Genomic DNA, 17,505 nt, shown 5'->3' with positions numbered 1-17,505 from the left:
AACGGACAAGCTCTGATAACAGTTTTTGGCAATCGCTTGCCACGATTTGATGCTCGTGAATAGGCTATGCCCGGAGAGAGAAAATCGTAGCCTGTCATTCAGTCTCGGATCTCTGCCGCAATGTAACTCTTCAAAGGAGAAGTCTCATGGGTATGTCCAAACCACGTCGCCTCGGTGCTGTTGCCGCAGCGACTATTTCCGTCCTGATGCTTGCCGCGTGCGGCGGATCCGGCGGGTCAGGCGGTTCTACCTCTGGCGCCACGGGCGGCAAGGTGGACGGTACCGGCAAAACGCTCAACGTCCTGATGAACGTAACGGCGCAGTATCCCCAGGAGCAGCAGGCCTGGTTCAAGGAAATGAGCACCAAGTTCAAGGCGGAAACCGGAGCCGACATCCAGTGGGAGACGTTCGCTACCGCCAACGACGAGATGACCCGCATCCAGACCTCTGTGGTCTCGGGCCAGGGCCCCGACGTTTATGGTCTGGGCACCACTTTTACTCCCACGGCGTTCTCCACCGGGGCATTCGTGAAGCTGGGTGACAACGAATGGAACCAGCTCGGCGGCAAGGAGAAGTTCGTTCCCGCCGCGCTGGGCATTTCCGGCCCCGATGGGAACAACCAGATCGGCATCCCCTTCGTGAGCCGGCCGTTCGTGATGGCCTACAACACCGAACTGCTGGCCGCCGCCGGCATTGAGAAGCCCGCCACTACCTGGGATGAATTTACCGAGCAGGCCAAGAAGCTCACCAAGGGCGACCAGTACGGTGTTGCAGTGGCCTACAAGGACAATTTCGACCCCTGGAAGTACATCTGGGGAATGTCCATCCAGGCAGGCAACCCCATCATTGATGGCAGCAAGGTTCGCCTCGATGACCCCAGCACCAAGAAGGCCTACGAAACCTACTTTGGCTGGGTGACTAAAGACAAGGTAGTGGACCCCGCTTCCGTCGGCTGGGCCAACCCGCAGGCCCTGGCCGCTTTCGCTGCAGGCAAGGCAGCCTACTTCCCCATGACCTCGCCGCTCTCCATCCCTGCGCTGGATGCCTCTGCTGTCAAGGGCAAGTACAAGTACGCCCTGATGCCCACCGTCCCGCCGGGCCAGAAGTCCAATCCTTCCGGTGGCAAGCCGGCTGCCAGCATCCTGTCCGGTGACAACCTCGTGGTGGCTGACTACTCGAAGCAGAAGGATCTCGCCTTCGCCTTCATCAAGATGATCACCGAAAAGGATGTTCAGCTCAACTACTTCAAGGTCTTCGGCCAGCTTCCCGCCAGCCAGGCAGCGGCAAAGGAGCTTGCCAGCAACGAGATGCTTGCACCGGCCCTTGACTCAGGTGCCAAATCCGTGGCCACCCCGTTCAGCGGCGCCTGGGGCGATGTCCAGCTCTCCCTGACAAACGTGGTAGTCCAGTCCATTCCCGACCTTTCGGCCGGCGCAGTCAGCGATGCCAACCTCACCCAGCGGCTCAAGGACGAACAGGCCAAGTCCCAGACGGCCCTGGACCGGGCGAAGAAGTAAGACCGACCGAACAACTGCGGAAGGTTACGGAAAATGGCAAGCAGCGTCACCGAGCCCCGGCCGTCGGACAGCAGTCCGACCGCCGGGGCGGCCGCCGGACCCGGCGAACCCATCCCCAGCGGGAAGCGCCGTAAAGGGCTGAGCGAAAAGAACAGACCGTTGTGGCTGCTGATACCCGGCGGCCTCCTGATGACGCTTGTCATCCTTATCCCGTTGGCCATCGGTATCTGGATGTCCCTGATCGACCTTGATCAGTACACCCTGCGCCGGTGGGTCAGTGCCGAATTCATCGGCATCCAGAACTACATCGAAGCAGCCACGAGCAGTGACTTGCTCCGCTCCATCTGGCTTTCCGTTTCCTTCGCGGTGATTTCCACGGTGGTCACTATCCCGCTGGGGGTGGCCGCCGCCGTCGTCACGCAGAACGCCTACCGTGGCCGCGCGCTGGTGCGATCAGTCTTCCTGATCCCTTATGTGCTGCCGTCCTTCGTGGTGGCCAGCGTGTGGCGGACCATGCTGCAGCCGGACGGCATCGTGAATGTGACGCTGACCAATATCGGCCTGGATGGCGGGCTGTGGCTCAACGGCCCGAACTCATACTGGACCCTGGTGTGGGTGGAGATCTGGGCGGCTTGGCCGTTCATCTATCTGTTGGCGCTGTCCGGCCTCCAGGCAGTTGACCACGAGGTCCATGAGGCGTCCGCGCTGGACGGGGCACTCTGGTGGAACAAGCTGCGCTACGTGATCTTCCCGTACCTCCAGGGTCCCGTCTCGCTCGCTTTCCTGCTTGCCACGTTGAACCACATCAACAACTTCACCCTCCCCTACGTCCTGTTCGGGGCGCCGGCCCCATCGGACGTGAATGTGCTTCCGATACTGGTCTATGTCACCAGCTTCCAGAGCTTCCGGTTTGGCCTCAGCGCCGCCATGGCAGTCGTTTCGTTGATACTGATCGCCATTCCGCTGTTCATCTATCTGCGCGCTGTGCGGCTTGACGTGCACGAGGGAGGAAAGAAATGACCATCGACGCAGCAAACCCAATCGAGCGGCAGGCGAAACAGCCCACCCGGCGTGATGCCGCCCTGGAGGTCACCCGCCTCATGCCGCGGCCGTTGCTGGCCATCATCACCGTCCTGCTCTGCGCCCTAGTCCTGATCCCCATCCTGTACATTTTCCTGGCTTCCCTGAACACAGACGTGGGCGTCGCCAGCGGCGAGTTCTGGCCGAGCAGCTTTTCGTTGGACAGCTACAACAAGATCTGGGATTCCGTGGGCCTGGCGAAAGCCATCGGGAACAGCCTGATCGTTTCCGGGGCCACGGCAGTGGTCTCCGCCCTGATGGCCATCGGCACCGCCTACGTCCTGGTCCGGTTTGAGTTCATGGGACGCCTGACGGTGCTGCGCGGCCTGCTGGGCCTCCAGTCCATCCCGGGAACCCTCATGCTGCTCCCGGTGTTTGTGCTGTTCTCCTCTGCCGGAACCTACTTGGGTGTGACCGTTATCGGAACCCTGTGGGGCCTGTTTATCGCGTACCTGACGTTCGCGCTGCCGTTCTCAACCTGGGTGATGGTCACGTATCTTCGTGGACTGCCGCGGGAACTGGAGGAGGCTGCGCGCATCGATGGTGCCTCCAACCTCGGAATCCTCTTCAGGATCATCATTCCGCTCAGCTGGCCCGGAATCATCGTCTCGGCCATCTTCGCCTTCCTGCTGGGCTGGAATGACGTCCTGTTCGCGTCGGTGTTCACCCGGCCGGACACCCACACCGCGGCAGTTGCACTGCAGGTTTTCGCATCCGCTGTTGAAGGCGGGGCCATCCCCGTGTATTCGCAGATGATGGCGGCATCACTGGTCTGTGCCGTCCCAGTGGTGGTGCTGTATTTCATGTTCCAGAAGTACCTCGTGGGCGGCCTGACGGCCGGCAGCGTCAAATAGCCGGGGAAACCTTCCGGGCAAAAGAACTCCGTCCGAACCCGGCCATCGCCAGGTTCGCCCGGAGTTCTTTTTTGTGCCTCTTATGGCTTCGCGCAGGCCCGGTGTCGTGCGTACCGACCACTCGCCTGTTCGTGGGCACCGGCCACGCGCCCTGCTGGGCGGCCCGCTCCTGTTCCGCCCCGCCAGAGCGTCCTGCGTCCCTTGGAACGTGAGCGCTTGGACGCGCCAGCGCATACGTCGCGCAGCCTCCTACGAGGCGGACTCCCCGCTGTCCCTGGCGGATTCATGCTGAGCCTGCGGCTGGCCCGAAGCAGGATGGCCTGCAGCAGGCTGGCCCGTAGCAGGCTGATCCCCGACGCGGACACCATACTGGGGGCGGCCGTCCGGAAGGTCGGGGTAGCGGACCGCTGCGACGGGGGCCGCGGCGGGCTGGGGCGCGGCCTCTGCTTGCCCGTCCTGCCCTGCGACTGCAGCATTGCCCTGGCCGGCGTCCTGGCCCGGAGCACCGGGGGCCGGAGCACCGGGGGCCGGAGTGCCAGTGCCCTGAGTGCCGGCGCCCTGCTGGCCGTAGGGGTCGTTCCAGCCTGAGGGGCGGACGGGTGCCTGGCCCTGCTGTTGTCCCGGCTGGCCGTACTGTTGTCCCGGCTGGCCGTACTGTTGTCCCGGCTGGCCGTACTGCGGGTTCTGGTAGCCCGATGGTGTGTACGGGGCGGCGGCCGCATCCGAGCGGGTCATGGGCAGCTGCTGGAGCAGGCGGCGTGCCTCGTGGGCGGCCTCCGCTGACACTACAACGTCGTAGTTGGTGGCCACCACTTGGCTGGTCGAGGTGAAGTCCCGCTTTCCGCGCTGCATGGCATAGGTGACGATGCCGAACAGCATAAAGAAGGCAGCACCCATCAGTACTGACGCCAGGATGGAGAAGTAGCCCGGCGATGGCGCGAAGAAGGACAGCATCACGCCGACGAACAAGCCGAACCACATACCGCTGAGCGCACCGGAAAGCGCCACGCGCGGGTAGCTGAGGCGGCCGGTCACCCTTTCCACCATCTTGAGTTCGTTGCCCACGATGGAAACCATCTGGACCGGGAACTGCTGGTCGGCGAGGTAGTCCACCGCCTTCTGGGCATCCAAGTAAGAGGTGTACGAGCCGACGGTGTCACCGGCAGGAACCGTGCGGGAGTCGTCCGGCCCGTTGGGGCCACCGGCCTTGGGAGCACCAAAAATGTTTGACATACTCCCATTCTTGCCCATCGGCATGTGTGCCGCCTGAAATTCAGCTAAAAGAGAGCAGACTCGGTAGCCTGTAGACGTGAGCACAAATCTTTCGCGCGTCTTTGTGGCCCGCCTTCTGGGTCTTGACGTCTTCGACCCCTTGGGCGACCGTCTGGGCCGGTTGCGCGATGTTGTGGTGCTCTCCCGCGGAAGCCGCGGCGCCCCGCACGTGGTGGGTATCGTCGTCGAAGTTCCCGGCAAGAAGCGCGTCTTTGTGCCCATGACCCGCATCACCTCGATAGACCAGACGCAGATCATCTGTACAGGGCTGGTCAACCTTCGGCGCTTTGAACAGCGCGGCGCCGAGACCCTGGTGGTTGCGGAAATGTTCGACCGCCGGGTCACGCTCCGCGACGGCAGCGGCGACGCCACCATCGAGGACATCGCTATGGACCAACACCGCTCCCGCGACTGGTTCGTGAGCAAGCTGTTCGTCCGCCGGGGACACTCGCTCTCCCCGCTGAGCCGGTTACGGCGGAACGAGACCATGATCATCGACTGGGCCGACGCCCTCCAGGGCGCCCGCACCGAGCCGCAGGCGGCCACGCAGTTCGTGGCCAACCACGAGGACCTGAAGCCCGCTGACTTTGCCGAAGCCCTGCAGGAGATGAGCGACAAACGCCGTTTCGAGGTGGCCAGCGAACTCCAGGATGAAAGGCTCGCCGACGTCCTGCAGGAGCTCCCCGAGGATGACCAGGTGGAAATCCTTTCCGCCCTTGATGTCCAGCGCGCCGCCGACGTCCTGGAAGAGATGGATCCCGACGACGCCGCCGACCTCCTCGGCGAGCTGCCTTCCGCCCAGGCGGAGCAACTGCTGCAGCTGATGGAACCCGAAGGCGCCGAGGACGTCCGGCGGCTCCTCGAATACGACGAGGACACAGCTGGTGGCCTGATGACGCCGGTTCCGGTCATCCTTCCCCCCGAGGCGACCGTTGCCGAGGCGCTGGCCCACGTCCGGCGCGAAGAGCTGTCCCCGGCTCTGGCGTCTTCCATCTTCATTGCCAGGCCACCGCTGGAGACGCCGACCGGCCGTTTCCTCGGCGTGGTGCACATCCAGCAGCTCCTGCGCTTCCCGCCGTTCGAGCCGTTGGGCAACCTGGTGGACAAAAACCTTGAGCCGTTGTCCGACCAGGCCCACATCAGCGAGGTAGCCCGGACCCTGGCAACCTATAACTTGAACTCCCTCCCCGTGGTCAACGACGACGGCCGCTTGGTGGGGGCGGTGACTGTTGATGACGTTTTGGATCACATGTTGCCGGACGACTGGCGCGCCTATGACGGCGAGGCCCCGATAAGAAGACTGGGAGGCCGCATTGGCTGACACCGGCGCCCCCAAGAATCCAGGGGCCCAGCGTGGCCAAGCGAAGGCGCCATCCAAGGGCGGCCTGGACACGCCCTTGAGCGGCCGCCAGCGCATCCTGCCGAAGTTCTCACCCAATCCGGATGCTTTTGGCCATGCCACTGAAGGCTTCGCCCGGTTCATGGGCACGCCCCAGTTCCTCGTCTACATGACAGTCTTTGTGGTGGTCTGGCTGGTCTGGAACACGTGGGCACCGGAGGCATGGCAGTTCGACTCCCGCCTGCTGGGCTATACCCTCCTGACCCTGATGCTCTCGCTGCAGGCCTCCTACGCGGCCCCGCTTTTGCTGCTTGCCCAGAACCGGCAGGACGACCGGGACAGGGTCTCACTCCAGCAGGACCGGCAGCGGGCAGAGCGCAACCTCTCCGACACCGAGTACCTCACCCGGGAGCTGGCTTCGCTGCGCATCGCCCTGCGCGAAGTGGCCACCCGCGATTACGTCCGGGCGGAACTGCGCTCGCTCCTGGAGGACATGCTCGAAGCCCAGGAGGAACTGCGGACCCATGATCCCGCGGGATCCGGCACCCACGAGTCGCCGCGTGACAAGGTCAAGGAGAAGCTGAAGGAAAAGCGTGACAAACAGCGGAACCCCCGCACGCAGCAGATTCCGAAGGTCAAACCAAGCCACGCAGCCAATCAACCAGCAGCCAGCGGCGCCGCCCCTCCCGTCCAGGACACCACCGCCGGCCCAAAGCACATCCCTACCCCCGAAAGCTGAGCCCTGCCCGAATGCGCACCACCCTGGAGCAGGCAGTCCACGCTGCGCTGGCTACCGTGATCGATCCTGAGCTGCGCCGTCCCATCACGGAACTGGGCATGGTGGATTCCGTGGACGTCACCCCTGAGGGCCGAGTCCGGCTGGCGGTCCTGCTCACCATCGCCGGCTGTCCCCTGCGGGACACCATTACGGCCGATTCCGAAAAGGCGCTGACCGCAGTTCCCGGCGTGACCGCCGTCGAGGTCGACCTGAAGGTGATGAACCAGGCCCAGCGGGATGCCCTGAAGGAGCAACTCCGCGGCGCCGGCGGCCGGCGTGGCATTCCGTTCAACGAGCCGGGGTCGCTGACCAAGGTCTTCGCTGTGGCCAGCGGAAAAGGGGGCGTGGGGAAGTCGTCCCTCACCGTGAACCTGGCGTGCGCCCTCGCCGCGCAGGGGCTGCGGGTGGGGATAGTGGACGCCGACGTCTATGGCTTCTCTGTTCCGGCGCTGATGGGCATCACGCAGGCTCCCACCCGTGTGGACGACATGATCCTGCCGCCGGTGGCCTACGGCGTCAAGGTGATCTCCATCGGCATGTTCGTCACCGGCAACCAGCCTGTCGCCTGGCGAGGCCCGATGCTCCACCGTGCCCTGGAGCAGTTCCTGACCGACGTCTACTTCGGTGACCTCGATGCCCTCTTCCTCGACCTGCCGCCCGGCACCGGCGACATCGCGATTTCCGTGGCCCAGCTACTGCCCAGGGCGGAGATCCTGGTGGTCACCACGCCACAGGCTGCAGCGGCCGACGTCGCCGAGCGCGCCGGCGCCATCGCCACCCAGACGGGGCAGTCCGTGGCCGGCGTCATCGAAAACATGTCCTACCTGGAAATGCCCGACGGCGGGCGGATGGAACTGTTCGGAAGCGGCGGCGGGGCGGTCCTCGCCGAAAGGCTTACCGCGACAGTGGGGGCGGACGTTCCGCTACTGGGACAAATTCCGCTGGACATCCTGCTGCGGGAGGGCGGCGACGCCGGAGCGCCCATTGTGCTCAGCGGGCCGGAGACTCCGGCGGCCCTTGCCTTGACCGCGATAGCCGGCAAACTTGCAGCCAAACCACGTGGCCTGACAGGACTGAAGCTGGGGCTGCAGCCGCGCTGACAGCTATGCGGGCTAGGTGGCCTCGGAGTCGAACGGGGCGGCTGTGCCCGGCGGCAGCGTCTGCACCACGCGTTCCGGCCGGAAGGCTGCTGCAGGCGCACTGCCGGCAGCAGCCACTGCGGCGCCGGAGACGGCAGCTACAGCGGCAGGGGCGCCGGCACTGACAGCTTTGGTGTCATCGTCCAGGAGCGCTTCCTTGATGATGCGCCGCGGGTCGTACTGCCGGGGATCGTATTTCTTCCAGTCGACATCGTCGATGTCGATCCCCACTTCTTCCTTGATCTGTTCCCGCGCGCCGGAGGCCATGCGGCGCACTTCCCTTACCAGGTTTGCGAGCTTCTGGGTGTATTCGGGCAGCCGTTGGGGACCGATCACCAGGATGCCGATGATCAGGAGCAGGAAGAACTCGGGGCCGTTGATTCCAAACACTTTAGGAAGATTACCCTCTACGAAGCCGCTCTGACGATTCCTGCGCGCCGGGCCGGAAACCTGCCAAGATCACCGGGTCAGCACCTCGCCCATTTTGCGAATTCCCCGCTCCAGCCGGGCTGCCGGCGATTCGTCATGTGCCGCGGCCTGGCCGGCGTCTGGCCCGGCGCTGCTGCCGGCGTCGATTCCTTCGACGGCAACACCGCTGAGCCGTTGGAGCACCGGAAGGGCGTTGTCAGCGGGGAGATCGGACTCCAGCGTGAACCTGCCTGCCGCCGTCTCGTACGTAGCGGTCCAGGGAGCCAGTTTGGTGACCACCAGGCTCCCGTCCTTCGCAGCGCCGTCCACGGGATGCTGTTCTACCACCGTGGCGTAGTGCTGCCCATCTGAAAGGTGCAGCTCCACCGCAGGCATGCCGTTGAGCGTGACGGCATTGGCGCTCCGGATATGGAAGCCGAGGGTCTCGAAATCAGGGCAGACCCATCCCTCGGAGCGAAGGGCGGCCAATTGCGGGTCCGTGAGATTCCTGCCGTCAGCGGGCAGCTGAGCAGCGTGCTGCACCAGGCTCCCGTTCATGGTTGCTGCCAGGGGCATGCCGTCCCCCGCCAGCGCGAAAGCGCTGACGGCAAGTATTCCGGCAGCCGCGGCCGTGCCTCCTGCCGCGAGCGCGAGGACCCGCACGGCCGGGTGTTGGTCCGGGGCGGGGGTGGGCGTGGCCGCGAGCAGTTCGGTCCTGGCCAGCAGCCGCGCTGTGAGGTCACCGCTGGCAGGCGGCACGCTGGCTTCCCGGAGGCGCTGGATGTACTCGCGTTCGCGCTTGACCGTCGCTGCGCACTCGCCGCAGCCCTGCAGGTGGTCTGCGCCGCGGTGATGCCGGGGGACGAAGGGGTTCTGGAGCGTCATGGCGCCGATCAGAGGATGCTGGCGATGCGCGGCAGTGAAAGCTTGGGCTTTCGGCCCTGCTGTGGTCGGGGATCTCGGTGGGCCAGCTTTTCGCGCAGCATGGTCCGGCCCCGGTGGATCCGCGAACGCACCGTTCCCAGTTTCACGCCGAGGGCGGCGGCCACTTCGTCGTAGGACAGGCCTTCCAAGTCGCAGAGGACGACGGCGGCGCGGAAGTCCGGCGGCAATTCCTCGAGGGCGGCCTGGACGTCAAGGTCGAGGTTGTTCAATTCGAAGCTCTGCTCCGGCCCGGGTTCACGCCCCGGAATCCTGGACTCTGCGTCCTCAGCCAGCGCGTCGAAGCGGATGCGGCTCTTCCGGCGTGCCTGGTCCAGGAACAGGTTGGTGGTGATGCGGTGCAGCCAGCCATCGAGTGTGCCAGGTTTGAAGTTCTCCAAGGAACGGAAGACACGCACGAACACTTCCTGGGTGAGGTCCTCGGCGTCGAACTTGTTTCCAGTCAGGCGGTAGGCCAGCCGGTAGACCTTGGCGGAGTGGTTGGCCACCACTTCTTCCCAGGTGGGCCGGACCCACACAGCGGTAGAAAAATCTGTTGCAGGGACAGGTGCCACATCTGATGCTGACATCGTCCACTCCCCTCGTGGATTGCTTCGACCGGATACTGTTGACATCTCTTATTCGGCGCCGACCACCTCGCGGATGAGCGGATCTCCATCATTTCAAAGTTGGCTGGGAATTTCCTGACCTGCGGCGCTCTTCAGCCGAAGGCGCAACGGATTCCTTCCGCAGCTGGGACCCCGGACACAGTAGGCTGTACTAAACACTCCCCTGCCGCCCAGAAAGCGAATCCTCCATGAGCGCCGACAAGTCCACGAGCTGGTCCTATGCAGAAGATCTGCCCGCCGAGGACGAGGTTATGCTGCGTGCCCGGGAGCGATCCTTCGAGTTGGGCGTTACCCCCATCGGGGCGGGTGTCGGCGCGGTCCTGACCGTGTTGGCTGCAGGGTCCAAGGCCCAGACCGCCGTCGAAATCGGAACGGGGGCCGGCGTCTCGGGTGTGTGCATCCTGCGGGGCCTCGGCCCTCATGCGGTGCTGACCACCATCGATGTGGACGTCGAGCACCTGAAGGCCGCCCGTGAGGCGTTTTCGGAAGCCGGCAGTCCGGCCAACCGCACACGGACCATCTCCGGCCGTGCCGGCGATGTCCTGCCCCGCCTGACCGACGCTGCCTATGACCTGGTGTTTATCGACGCCGACAAGCCCGGCCTGCCCGGCTACGTGGAACAGGCAGTCCGGCTCCTGAAACGCGGCGGACTGCTGATCATCAACGATGCCCTGGACAAGGACCGCGTTGCCAACCCTGCCGCCCGCGAGGCCAACACTGTTGTCCTGCGCCAGGTGGGTAAGGCAATCCGCGACGACGACCGGCTCGCTTCGGCGATGCTTCCCACCGGCGACGGCCTGCTGGTAGCGGTCAAGAAATAGAACAGGGCTCCCGATAGAACAGGGTCCGCGGCCAGCCGGCTGCGGACCCTGTTCTATCGGGAGCCCCGCAAAACTCTTTGGTCCCAAAGTTATTCGGTAACGCCCACGAGGCATTCCTTAAGGTTGGCCGCCTCCGCAGCGTTAAGTTCCACCACAAGCCGTCCGCCGCCTTCGAGCGGTACGCGCATGATCAGGCTACGGCCCTCCTTAGTGACTTCCATAGGGCCGTCGCCGGTGCGTGGTTTCATAGCCGCCATGAGGAATTCCCCCTCCATTTAGTCCCAGGACAGTCAGCCCGGGCGGGCTGTGTCCGCATGATCAAGTCAAGCCACTATGGCGGCCCGTACTTATACCGCCATGCTGAACATACTGAATTCTGTTGTCCCTGCTTACTACCTATTATCCTGTAATTACCCGCACGTAGCTAATCGATGGACATTTACGCCCACGTCGGATTCGTCCATTCGCCGGTTCGGAGCCGCATGTGATCACGGCGGATAATCGCCCCCGCCGGGAAGCTGCGCCCACGCCCACAGCCAGACGATCCACACGATCTGGAGCAAGACAAACGTGGCGACGACAGTGCCTCGGTAGGCCCTCGAACGGGAGAGCAGCGCGGCGCCGAGAGCCAGCGGAAACAGCGGAAGCAGCATGCGGAAGGTGCTGGTCTGGGGGTGCAGGAACAGCAGCAGGTACCCCATATAGCAGGCGCACCACAGGCGAAGCTCCGCACCAAGCCGCACCACCGGCGGGCAGAACAGCAGGAGCGCAAAGAGGCCGGCGAAGACAAAGGGCGCCAGTATTCCCAGCACGGGACCGAAAAGGTCCACGCCGGTATCGAACCACGGCTTGAAAAGCACAAGGTCGTGGCCCCGCCACACGGTTTCGGTTTTGGTATAGGCCGCGATGTCGCCTGTTGCGGCCCAGGCCGCGGCCGGCCAGAGGAGAGCAGAGGCACCACATACGACGGTGAGGCCGGCAAGGGACACGAGCTCACGCAGACCAACCAAGCCTGCCTCTCCTCCACGCACACGTTCCACCAACCGGGCGAGGAAGAGGAGGCCCAGCATGGCCGCAAACGGAACACCCACCGGGCGGGACAGGCACAGGAGCAGCACCACGGGCATGGCCCACAAGTAGTCCCGCCGGACCACCAGCAACAGCGCCACAGCCAATAGGAAAATCGTCAGTGGTTCGGCGTAAGGGACCTGGAAAATGGCGGACACGGGAAAAGTAGCGAAGAATGCTGTTCCCCACAGAGCTGCACTGTGTGAAGCCTTGTGGCGGAATAGGCAGTAAACGGCCAGGGCGGCGCCCAGCCCAGAAACCATAGCCACCACAGTCAGCGCCGCCGCAGGGCTGGCCCCGGTCAGGCCGGCGAACGCCCGGCCAAGAATCGGGAAGAGCGGGTAGAACGCCCACTCATTTTCCTGCACGTTGCCCGCGCCGTCCGTCGGCAGGGGTGCGGGATACCCGTCCGTGATAATCCGGCCGTACCACCGCGCGTCCCAGATGTTGATGAAATTCCAGTAGTCGGGCGTCGGCGGAAACCAGGGGTTGGGGCCTTGGTGCAGGGCCGCGGCCATAAAAATACACGCGCTGACCAGCCGCGCAGCGGCATACAGGACAGTCACCTGCAGCCACCACGGCCAGCCTCGAATCGCACCCGCGGCGCGGGCGCCGAGGACGGTGATTGACGCCGTCGGGCCAGTCCGGTCCCCCGTTTCAGTGCTCAAGCGCCGGCCTCCGGCCGCGCCGGCCGCTCGGCGTTCAGGAGCCGCGTCCGGAGCTGCCCCAATTCCGTGTCCTTGGCGGCGAGCTGATCGCGCAGTTCGTCAAGGACCTGGTCCACCTGGTCCATCCGGTAACCACGGAGGCCGAGGGAAAAACGGACGCGATCGACGTCGTCCGGTGCAGCATTGGCGGGAAGCAGCACCGGCGGCAGGTTGGCAGGCGGCTGGGTGAATCCCGCGTACAGCAGCCCGGCGCCCGGCGCTTCATCGTCATCGTCAGCGGGAGCGGCGTCGGACTTCGTGCCCCGACGAAACCTGCCGAGGATGCGACGGCGGCCACCGGCTCCGGCCCAGAGGGTGGCGCCGATCAGCACTACGGCGAGGAATACGAGGAAAAAGCTCACAGCATCCATCGTGCCAGATGTGGACGCGCCAGCTATTCGGGCCGCTGCTCTCCGTTGGTGGAGGGGACCGGGGCCGTGCCGTGCAGCACACGCTCCACCGCTTCGGCGGGATCATCAACCACCAGTATCAGGTCAAGGTCCTTTTCGGAAACCATGCCTTCGGCCACCAGTGTCCCCCGGATCCATTCGATCATCGGACCCCAGAAGTCGACCCCGAGGAGCACGATCGGGAACGACGTCACCTTCCGGGTCTGGACCAGGACCATTGCCTCGAAAAGTTCATCCAGTGTCCCCAGCCCGCCGGGAAGGACGATGAAACCCTGGGCATACTTGACGAACATGGTCTTCCGGGCGAAGAAGTAGCGGAAGTTGATACCCAGGTCCACCCACTGGTTCAGGCCCTGTTCAAAGGGCAATTCAATACCCAGGCCCACGGAGACTCCATTGCCTTCCACCGTTCCGCGGTTGGCGGCCTCCATGGAACCTGGACCGCCACCGGTAATGACTGCTACGCCGGCTGCGGCCAGGTGGCGGCCCACGGCCATGCCCATTTCGTAGTACGGGCTGCCGGGTTTGGTCCGCGCCGAACCGAACACGCTGACGGCCGGCCCCAGATCGGCGAGGGCGCCGAACCCCTCCACAAACTCGCTCTGGATCCGGAGGACGCGCCAAGGATCCGAATGGACGAACTGCCCTGCGCCCTTAGTGTCGAGCAGATGCTGATCGGACATCTCGACTGCTGCCTGCTTGCGGCGTAGTTCGAGAGGCCCCTTTCGGCGCGGCTGGGAAGTTTTGGCCGGATCTGCGTTAATGCTCATCCCCCTAGGCTAGTGCCCCATCCGCCGTGCCCGCGGCAGGTATCTCTTGAATCACGATCAGCAGCAACATGCCATGATTCCCGGCACATCCGGTCTTTGTTCGCTAGATTCTTCTTATGACTACTCAAGTGCCCGGCGATGCGCTCGTCTCCCTGAACGGTGTGAATAAGCATTACGGTCAGCTGCACGTTTTGAAGGACATCAACCTCCACGTCCGCAAGGGCGAAGTAGTTGTGGTCATCGGGCCGTCAGGCTCGGGCAAGTCCACCCTGTGCCGTGCCATCAACCGCCTGGAAACCATCGAGGGCGGCACCATCAGCATTGATGGCAAGGTGCTGCCGGAGGAAGGCAAGGAGCTCGCTCAGCTGCGCGCCGACGTCGGCATGGTCTTCCAGTCCTTCAACCTCTTCGCGCACAAGACCATCCTCGAGAACGTGACGCTGGGGCCCATCAAGGTCAAAGGCGTAGCCAAGGCGCAGGCGGACAAGGAAGCCATGGCTTTGCTCGAGCGGGTCGGAGTGGGACACCAGGCCCCCAAGCTGCCGGCCCAGCTCTCCGGCGGACAGCAGCAGCGTGTGGCCATCGCCCGCGCCCTGGCCATGAAGCCGAAGGTCATGCTCTTTGATGAGCCCACCTCCGCCCTCGACCCCGAAATGATCAACGAAGTCCTTGACGTCATGATCCAGCTGGCCAAGGAAGGCATGACCATGGTGGTGGTCACGCATGAAATGGGCTTTGCGCGGAAGGCCGCTGACCGCGTTGTGTTTATGGCCGACGGCCAGATCGTAGAAGACTCCACGCCGGAGGAATTCTTCACCAATCCCAAGAGCGACCGTGCCAAGGACTTCCTGTCCAAGCTGCTCACCCACTGAGTTCCCACCAACGCACCAACACTCCAGCTCGCATCCTGGCCGTAACCACGGCCAACCAATGAAAGGAATGTCATGAAGGCATTTATGACCCGCCGGAAGTCGTTCTTCGTGGCGGCCACCGCCGCCTTGGCTTTGTCCCTGAGCGCCTGTGGCGGCGGCACCCCCGGCACAGGCAACAACCCCACCGTTGCCGAAAAGCCCACGTTCGCCGCGGGCACCACCATGGCCAAGATTGCCTCGGCAGGAACCATCAAGATCGGCACCAAGTATGACCAGCCGCTCTTCGGCCAGGTCGGACTGGACGGAAAGCCCGTCGGCTTCGACGTCGAGATGGGCAAACTCATTGCCGCCAAGCTGGGTATTTCCGCGGACAAGATCGAGTGGTCCGAAACGGTCTCCGCCAACCGCGAACCTTTTATCGAGCAGGGCAAGGTTGACCTCGTCATCGCCACGTACACCATCAACGACAAGCGCAAGCAGGTTGTTAGCTTTGCAGGCCCGTACTACCAAGCAGGCCAGGCGCTGATGGTCAACAAGGACAACAACTCGATCAAGAAGCCCGAAGACGTCAAGGGCAAGAAGGTCTGCTCCGTGACCGGCTCCACCCCAGCCGCCACCATCGTGGACAAGTATGGCGCTGAACTCGTTCCGGCAGCCACCTACTCCGCCTGCCTGGAGCCGCTGCGGAACAAGCAGGTCGAAGCGATCACCACCGACAACGTCATCCTCGCCGGCTTCGTTGACAAGGAGCCGGACGCCTTCAAGCTGGCCTCCGATGAAACCTTCACCAAGGAGCCCTACGGCATCGGCGTGAAGAAGGATGACACCGAATTCCGCAACTGGATCAACGACCAGCTTGAGGCCTTCGGCAAGGACGGGTCCTACAAGAAGGCCTGGGAAGCAACCGCAGGATCGGTCATCAAGACCGCACCTGAACTTCCGGCCATCGTCCGTTACTAGGCAGCACCGCTACCGGTAGCGAGGGCAGTTTCCGGGGTGTCCGCTGAAGAGCGGATCCCCGGAAACTGCCAGCCTTCTTTTCGACCCCCTACGCCCAGAGCCGAAGGATCCTATGGACGTCATTCTCGAAAACCTCCCCCTGTACTGGGAAGGTCTTCTCCGCACGCTATTCCTCTCTGTCGTTTCCGGGATCATCGCGCTCATTGTCGGGACGCTTCTGGCCGCGGCCCGCGTCTCCCCCATAGCTGCCCTTCGAGGCTTCAGCACCGTGTACGTGGAAATCCTCCGGAATACACCACTGACTATCGCCTTCTTTTTTGCGGCGATCGTCCTGCCCCGGCTCGGCGTCAAATTTGAGCAGTTCGAAGTCGCAGCCATCATCGCCCTCAGCGCCTACACCGCCGCCTTCATCGCTGAAGCTGTCCGCTCCGGCGTCAACAGCGTGCCGATCGGCCAGGCGGAGGCCGCGCGCAGCATCGGCATGAAGTTTGGCCAGGTGCTCTCTCTCATCATCCTGCCGCAGGCCCTCCGCACGGTGATCCCGCCGCTGATCAACATCCTGATTGCCCTCGTCAAGAACTCCTCGGTCGCCGGCGCGTTCTTCGTGCTTGAACTGTTCGGATACGGCCGCCAGATGGCCAACGCGAACGGCGACCAGGTCATGGCCGTGCTTCTGGGCGTGGCGTTCTTCTATCTGCTCCTCACCGTTCCGCTGGGCGTCCTGGCCAGCACGGTGGAGCGAAAGGTGGCGATTGCCCGATGACTTCAGTCCTGTACGACGTTCCCGGCCCCAAGGCCCGCCGGGTCTCCCTCATCGGTTCAGTGATCGGAACCTTGGTGATCGTCGGCCTGCTGGCATGGATCGCCATGACGCTTTCCCAGCAGGGAATTTTTGAAGGCCGCCGCTGGGCAATCTTCACCCGCGGCGACGTCTGGACCCTGCTCGGCAACGGTATCGGGGCTACGCTCAGCGCCGCTGCCATCGCCGCAGTTATTGCTTTCCCTCTCGGACTCATGCTCAGCCTGTTGCGGATCTCCCTGGTCGCCTGGATCCGGGTCCCCGCCCGCGTGCTCCTGGAGTTCCTCCGTGGTATGCCAGTTGTCCTGATGATGTTGTTCGTCCTGCTGGTGTTCGGGACGAGTTCCTTCGTCGCCGTGGTGGCGGGGCTGGTCCTGTACAACGCCGCCATCTTCGCCGAGATCATCCGCGCCGGCATCCAGTCGCTGCCCAAGGGGCAACGGGAAGCCGGCCTGACCATCGGCCTGACCAGCTTCCAGTCCCGGATGCTGATCGAACTGCCGCAGGCCGTCCGCCGCATGATGCCATCGCTGGTGGCACAGCTGGTAGTCCTCCTGAAGGACACCTCGCTGGGCTACATCGTGGCCTACGGCGAACTCCTCCGCGCGGTGCAGGTCATGGCTGACTTCCTGGGCAACGCGTTCCTGTTTCCCATCTTCTTCGCCGCCGCCGCCATCTATATCGCGATCAACATCTGTGTGTCACGGATCGCCGTCTGGATTGAACGCCGCGGATCCAACAAGGCAGCCGGCGGGGTGGCCAAGGCTCCCACTGCGGTGATTGCGCCGGTCAAATAGAGCAACCACAACCCGCAAATGGCACCGGCGCACGCCGCCTAATAGCGTCTGCCACATAGCCAACGGCCATGATCGGGCCGCCTGCAACCTGCAGTGTCGGCTGATCATGGCCTTTCCCATGCACGCCGCTTCAGCCGGGCGGATCATGACCTTTGAGGATCCGGAAGTCCGGTCTGCGGCGAGTTCCAAGCCGGCCACAACGTCCACAATCGACACTTCGTGGGTCATAAGCGGCGAAACGTCCACCCTACTCAACGTCGACGTCGGCCGGGAAGTTGCCGCCGTCGGCACGGCTTCACCGTGGCGTCGGCACCCATTCCGGCGGGCGATGTCCAGCGCGGCGACGGCGGAGCTGCATGGCAAT

General features: G+C 64.0%; 19 protein-coding genes. 11 read left to right on the top strand and 8 right to left on the bottom strand.

Annotated features, from left to right (window positions below; translation table 11 throughout):
- Positions 1-146: 146 nt before the first annotated feature.
- The 3 genes from ABIB27_RS00195 (at position 147) to ABIB27_RS00185 (ending at position 3,451) form a co-directional block, all read left to right on the top strand.
- Positions 147-1,517, top strand: coding sequence for an ABC transporter substrate-binding protein (locus ABIB27_RS00195; protein ID WP_502909075.1), 1,371 nt, complete (start codon positions 147-149; stop codon positions 1,515-1,517).
- A 33-nt stretch (positions 1,518-1,550) separates the two neighbouring features.
- A complete protein-coding gene (locus tag ABIB27_RS00190; RefSeq protein ID WP_354213862.1) occupies positions 1,551-2,537 on the top strand; it encodes a carbohydrate ABC transporter permease in 987 nt (328 codons plus the stop codon).
- Positions 2,538-2,617: 80 nt separating this feature from the next.
- Positions 2,618-3,451: a carbohydrate ABC transporter permease gene (locus ABIB27_RS00185; protein ID WP_354214399.1), complete on the top strand. Its 834-nt coding sequence runs from the start codon at positions 2,618-2,620 to the stop codon at positions 3,449-3,451.
- A gap of 249 nt (positions 3,452-3,700) precedes the next feature.
- Here ABIB27_RS00185 and ABIB27_RS00180 read toward each other — a convergent pair whose 3' ends face one another.
- Entirely contained in the window at positions 3,701-4,684 is a 984-nt protein-coding gene (locus tag ABIB27_RS00180) for a YflT domain-containing protein (protein ID WP_354253316.1), read from the bottom strand.
- 76 nt (positions 4,685-4,760) lie between these two features.
- Here ABIB27_RS00180 and ABIB27_RS00175 point away from each other — a divergent pair, with 76 nt between their 5' ends.
- Genes ABIB27_RS00175 through ABIB27_RS00165 form a run of 3 tightly spaced genes read left to right on the top strand, consistent with a single transcriptional unit; the run spans position 4,761 to position 7,940 of the window.
- Entirely contained in the window at positions 4,761-6,044 is a 1,284-nt protein-coding gene (locus ABIB27_RS00175) for a magnesium transporter MgtE N-terminal domain-containing protein (RefSeq protein WP_354213860.1), read from the top strand.
- Positions 6,037-6,801, top strand: a complete 765-nt coding sequence (locus tag ABIB27_RS00170; protein ID WP_354213859.1) for a DUF1003 domain-containing protein — start codon at positions 6,037-6,039, stop codon at positions 6,799-6,801. Before ABIB27_RS00175 ends, ABIB27_RS00170 begins: the two co-directional genes overlap by 8 nt.
- An 11-nt stretch (positions 6,802-6,812) precedes the next feature.
- On the top strand, positions 6,813-7,940 hold the full coding sequence (locus ABIB27_RS00165) for an Mrp/NBP35 family ATP-binding protein (protein ID WP_354213858.1): 1,128 nt from the start codon (positions 6,813-6,815) through the stop codon (positions 7,938-7,940).
- A gap of 12 nt (positions 7,941-7,952) precedes the next feature.
- Here the strand turns inward: ABIB27_RS00165 and ABIB27_RS00160 are convergent, their stop codons facing one another.
- The 3 genes from ABIB27_RS00160 to sigE form a co-directional block, all read right to left on the bottom strand.
- Entirely contained in the window at positions 7,953-8,369 is a 417-nt protein-coding gene (locus ABIB27_RS00160) for a twin-arginine translocase TatA/TatE family subunit (RefSeq protein ID WP_354213857.1), read from the bottom strand.
- 69 nt (positions 8,370-8,438) lie between these two features.
- Positions 8,439-9,272 (bottom strand): anti-sigma factor, encoded by an 834-nt coding sequence (locus ABIB27_RS00155; protein ID WP_354253315.1) that lies wholly within the window; start codon positions 9,270-9,272, stop codon positions 8,439-8,441.
- An 8-nt stretch (positions 9,273-9,280) separates the two neighbouring features.
- Positions 9,281-9,898: an RNA polymerase sigma factor SigE gene (gene sigE, locus ABIB27_RS00150; RefSeq protein WP_354213855.1), complete on the bottom strand. Its 618-nt coding sequence runs from the start codon at positions 9,896-9,898 to the stop codon at positions 9,281-9,283.
- A 227-nt stretch (positions 9,899-10,125) separates the two neighbouring features.
- Here sigE and ABIB27_RS00145 point away from each other — a divergent pair, with 227 nt between their 5' ends.
- Entirely contained in the window at positions 10,126-10,758 is a 633-nt protein-coding gene (locus ABIB27_RS00145) for an O-methyltransferase (protein ID WP_354253314.1), read from the top strand.
- Between the two features lie 89 nt (positions 10,759-10,847).
- Here the strand turns inward: ABIB27_RS00145 and ABIB27_RS00140 are convergent, their stop codons facing one another.
- The 4 genes from ABIB27_RS00140 to ABIB27_RS00125 form a co-directional block, all read right to left on the bottom strand.
- Positions 10,848-11,015, bottom strand: a complete 168-nt coding sequence (locus ABIB27_RS00140; RefSeq protein ID WP_009357720.1) for a DUF3117 domain-containing protein — start codon at positions 11,013-11,015, stop codon at positions 10,848-10,850.
- 231 nt (positions 11,016-11,246) lie between these two features.
- Positions 11,247-12,494, bottom strand: coding sequence for a putative hexosyltransferase (locus ABIB27_RS00135; protein WP_354213853.1), 1,248 nt, complete (start codon positions 12,492-12,494; stop codon positions 11,247-11,249).
- Complete coding sequence (locus tag ABIB27_RS00130; RefSeq protein ID WP_354213852.1) at positions 12,491-12,904, bottom strand: DivIVA domain-containing protein; 414 nt, start codon at positions 12,902-12,904, stop codon at positions 12,491-12,493. Before ABIB27_RS00130 ends, ABIB27_RS00135 begins: the two co-directional genes overlap by 4 nt.
- Before the next feature lie 23 nt (positions 12,905-12,927).
- Entirely contained in the window at positions 12,928-13,713 is a 786-nt protein-coding gene (locus ABIB27_RS00125) for an LOG family protein (RefSeq protein WP_354253313.1), read from the bottom strand.
- 116 nt (positions 13,714-13,829) lie between these two features.
- On the opposite strand from ABIB27_RS00125, the gene ABIB27_RS00120 reads away from it, so the two are divergent.
- From ABIB27_RS00120 to ABIB27_RS00105, 4 genes are all read left to right on the top strand, one after another.
- The gene (locus ABIB27_RS00120) at positions 13,830-14,585 is read left to right on the top strand and encodes an amino acid ABC transporter ATP-binding protein (RefSeq protein ID WP_354213850.1); all 756 of its coding nucleotides are present in this window, start codon (positions 13,830-13,832) and stop codon (positions 14,583-14,585) included.
- A gap of 72 nt (positions 14,586-14,657) precedes the next feature.
- On the top strand, positions 14,658-15,545 hold the full coding sequence (locus ABIB27_RS00115; RefSeq protein ID WP_354213849.1) for a glutamate ABC transporter substrate-binding protein: 888 nt from the start codon (positions 14,658-14,660) through the stop codon (positions 15,543-15,545).
- A 112-nt stretch (positions 15,546-15,657) separates the two neighbouring features.
- On the top strand, positions 15,658-16,308 hold the full coding sequence (locus ABIB27_RS00110; RefSeq protein ID WP_354213848.1) for an amino acid ABC transporter permease: 651 nt from the start codon (positions 15,658-15,660) through the stop codon (positions 16,306-16,308).
- Positions 16,305-17,141, top strand: a complete 837-nt coding sequence (locus ABIB27_RS00105; RefSeq protein WP_354213847.1) for an amino acid ABC transporter permease — start codon at positions 16,305-16,307, stop codon at positions 17,139-17,141. Before ABIB27_RS00110 ends, ABIB27_RS00105 begins: the two co-directional genes overlap by 4 nt.
- Positions 17,142-17,505: the final 364 nt, after the last annotated feature.

Source organism: Arthrobacter sp. UYEF21, assembly GCF_040546085.1.
In the GTDB taxonomy this organism is placed as follows: domain Bacteria; phylum Actinomycetota; class Actinomycetes; order Actinomycetales; family Micrococcaceae; genus Arthrobacter.
This window is presented reverse-complemented; position numbering and strand designations above follow the sequence as displayed.